This is a genomic window from Profundibacter sp., assembly GCF_056498605.1.
On sequence record NZ_JBSMEZ010000013.1, the window covers coordinates 1 to 2,910 of the forward strand.

The 2,910-nt window shown below is 54.5% G+C and carries 5 protein-coding genes; all 5 read right to left on the reverse strand.

What is annotated here, in order from left to right; all coding sequences use genetic code 11:
• Positions 1–1,110: IS66 family transposase (gene tnpC / locus ACWB12_RS01400; protein ID WP_479528269.1), on the reverse strand; the 1,110-nt coding region annotated here is incomplete at its 3' end.
• A 4-nt stretch (positions 1,111–1,114) separates the two neighbouring features.
• Positions 1,115–1,273, reverse strand: a complete 159-nt coding sequence (gene tnpB / locus ACWB12_RS01405; protein WP_479528270.1) for an IS66 family insertion sequence element accessory protein TnpB — start codon at positions 1,271–1,273, stop codon at positions 1,115–1,117.
• A complete protein-coding gene (locus ACWB12_RS01410; protein ID WP_479528271.1) occupies positions 1,263–1,394 on the reverse strand; it encodes a hypothetical protein in 132 nt (43 codons plus the stop codon). Before ACWB12_RS01410 ends, tnpB begins: the two co-directional genes overlap by 11 nt.
• Positions 1,391–1,774, reverse strand: coding sequence for a transposase (locus ACWB12_RS01415; RefSeq protein WP_479528272.1), 384 nt, complete (start codon positions 1,772–1,774; stop codon positions 1,391–1,393). The genes ACWB12_RS01410 and ACWB12_RS01415 overlap by 4 nt, the downstream gene beginning before the upstream one ends.
• 615 nt (positions 1,775–2,389) lie before the next feature.
• Positions 2,390–2,731, reverse strand: a complete 342-nt coding sequence (locus tag ACWB12_RS01420; RefSeq protein WP_479528273.1) for a DUF2853 family protein — start codon at positions 2,729–2,731, stop codon at positions 2,390–2,392.
• Positions 2,732–2,910: the final 179 nt, after the last annotated feature.

The window sequence follows — 2,910 nt, forward strand, 5'->3', positions numbered from 1 at the left end:
GATTTCGGCCTCGATCTTGTAGAATTCGGCAATCCGGCGCAGGCCCTCGGCGGCGATTTCGGAGCCGTCCCTGTCGAAGACTTCCTTTAGCTTGCGGCGTGCATGCGCCCAGCAGAATGCCAGCGTCAGGGGCCCGTCCGCACGGGTGCTTTTGGTCAAGCGGTTGTAACCGCTATAACCATCGACCTGCAGAATGCCCTTGAAGCCTGCGAGGAATTCCTCGGCATGTATTCCACCACGCCCATCTGCATAGAAATAGATTACGCCCGGCGGGTCCTCTCCGCCCCAGCCCCGATCATCGCGCGCCAGAGCCCAGAGGTAACCGGTTCTGGTTTTGCCGCGTCCCGGATCAAGGACCGGGGCGGTGGTTTCGTCCATGAAAAGCTTGGTCGATGCCTTCAGATGCTGGGCCATTCGATCCACCACCGGCGTCAGATGGAAAGACGCTTTTCCAATCCATCCAGCCAGCGTGGACCGGTGCAAATCGAGGCCCGAGCGCTTGTAAATCTGGCTTTGCCGATAGAGAGGCAGGTGGTCCGCGTATTTGCTGACCAGGACATGAGCAATGGCACCCTCTGTTGGCAGCGCGCCTTCGATCAGATGGGGTGGTGATTTCGCCTGGGTCACACCGCCCTTGCAAGTTGGACAGGCATATTTGGGCCGCACCGTCACAAGCACCCGCAATTGTGCAGGCACAATATCAAGCCGCTCTGTACGGTCTTCGCCAATCCGCACCATTTCGCCGCAACCACAGGGGCAAAGCGTGCTGGCCGGTTCAATGATGGTCTCGATGCGCGGCAGGTCCTTGGGCAGATTGCCCAGATTGCGTTTGGGCGCAGCGGCTTTCTTTTCGGGCGTATCTCGCTTCAGGCGGGCCTGTTGTTCTTCAACCTCGGCAACCGCCACTTCAAGATCTTCAAAACACAGTTGCCGCTCGTCTTCAGACAGCTTTTCCGACTTTCTGCCATATAGCGCCTGGTTCAACTCCTTGACCAGATGCTCAAGCCGCGTAACGACTTCCTTGTAGTCGGCAGCCACTCTTTCCGCCTCCAGACGGGCAGCTCGTTCGGTCTCGAAAACCACCCGGAATGCAGGACTGGAAACAGCCATGGAGTCACTCTGCCGCACCCGGTCTGCGCACCCGAGGCGCCAAAACGCGCCGCCAGTCCAGACCCTCAAACAGAGCCTCGAATTGCCCCTTGGACAGGCGCATCACACCGTCACTGATACCCGGCCAGGCGAACTTGCCCTCTTCCAGGCGTTTATAAGCCATCACCAATCCGGTCCAGTCCCGGCTCGTTCTGAACAACCGCCGCCAATCCATCACGGCCTTTACGGAAATCCACCGGCTTTGTCGCCACCACGATCTTTACCACTTGAGACGGAATGATCACCGACCCGCACTCAACGCCGAGACGACATCCGCAATCCGATCCGCCGGGGTGGTGCCCGACAAACGGATGATTATGCCACCTGTATCAATCTCGACAAAATGGCCGGTCTGCGGTTCAGGAACCGCCTCATCCTGTGGCGCAATCTCAAGGCGTGCGAACATCAGCTCATCCACCGGCACAACAATCTTGCCCTCACGTGCAAGCCGACGCCATGTCGACAAATGTTGGGCTCCCATCCCGTGGCGGCGGGCAACATCGACCACCCGAGCAACAGGCTCAAACGACTCCGCAACAATCCGCCCCTTCACATCGTCCGGCCAGCTCCGCCGACCCGTCGGGCCCTCCAGAACTTCCAACCTGATTGTATTGCCCTGTGACACCTCTAAGTGCCCGATTCAAAACCCAAAACCGGTGTAAATTGGCTGGAATTACCTCTGATCTGCGTTGCATTTCGCTCAAAATGCCCGCATTTCAGCGCTCAATGCGCCTTGTCAGAGAAAATCCCATCGCAATTTTCCCTCGGTCCGGAGTTTTAAATCAGACACTAACAAATGTTGCTCCATTTGGTGCTACCTTCCAAGTTACCAATCTCGGAAACAGATCAGCATCAAGGCGAGGGGAAAAGATCAGAAATGGACGGGGCGTGCGTTCCGCATACAAAACTGCAAACTAAAAGACGGGATTAGACACTGTTTTCAAAGGAGTGGTTGACAGAGGATATGTCGCTATTGGAAGCGTCAGAATGGGCATAGTTTTAACGACTTTCTAAAAAACGGAGGATTCCAGCCAATGCCAAAACCCTCCGTTCACCCCACGTGCTCCCTACGCACCACACGTGATCTCTGAAATTAGGGTCTGGCCATCCTGGCCGATAAGACATTCATACCTTATCTTGGGCCAATCACGCAAACGGCAAGTGCGTAGAATGATTGGCAATAAAAAAACGCCCGCTTAACCATCGTTATCCGGGCGTTTTATTACGTTTCAGTAGTCAATCAGCCGTAGACGGATTCTTTGCCAAAATGTTTGGTCAGCATATAATAGACAACCGCGCGGTATTTGCTACGTTCTGAGCGCCCATATGTATCCATGGCTTTGTTGATGGCTTCCATTAATTCCGGCCCATCCGACAAGGCAAGCTTTTTGATCAGGAAGTTGTTCTTGACTGTTTCCAGCTCGCTATCCTGCGATGCGGCAACGGTGGACGCGTCGGCATTATAAATTGCCGGACCACAGCCAATTGTGACTTTGGTCAACAAATCCATATCCGGTGTCATCCCGCACTTGTTCTTAAGGTCATCCGCATATTTCGCGATCAGATCGTCACGTTTTCCCATTCCACTCTCCCAACAAATTGGCGATTTCGCCAGTTAAAAACATAGCCCAATTAGGGTGCTGGCGAAAGGTAGCGGTAAACCGGGAATTGACAAAGGGAAAAATTTGCAGCGTTTCCCCGTGTGATTAGGTTTCACCTCAACGAATAAATTACGCCCCACCAAATGGCAGGGCGTAAAAC